Source organism: Confluentibacter sediminis (genome assembly GCF_003258355.1).
Lineage (GTDB): Bacteria > Bacteroidota > Bacteroidia > Flavobacteriales > Flavobacteriaceae > Confluentibacter > Confluentibacter sediminis.
Genome location: NZ_QKPO01000068.1, coordinates 1 through 260 on the forward strand (window position 1 = coordinate 1; position 260 = coordinate 260).

At 63.8% G+C, this 260-nt stretch carries 1 protein-coding gene; it reads right to left on the bottom strand.

The features are described from left to right. Positions 1-260, bottom strand: a 260-nt coding sequence (locus DKT72_RS18985) for a LacI family DNA-binding transcriptional regulator (protein WP_220628165.1), incomplete at both ends; no start/stop codon positions are given.

Sequence of the window (260 nt, forward strand, 5' to 3'; positions counted from 1 at the left end):
CGTGCCGCCGGTTTTCATGGCGCGGGCGGACACGTTAACGCGGTATCCGAGGCGTTCGATGGCATCCTGGACACGCTGGCGCGTCTCCGGGCGCATACTGCCGGTGTTGTTCAGCACATTCGACACCGTTTTGATGGAGACGCCCGTCTCGCGCGCCACGTCGGTGATGGTCACCCGTTTCGCCACAGCACCCCTCTCGTCGCACCATCGGGCATGTTCCGCACGGTTCAGGCGGAACGCCCGTCTGATTCCAGCATAAC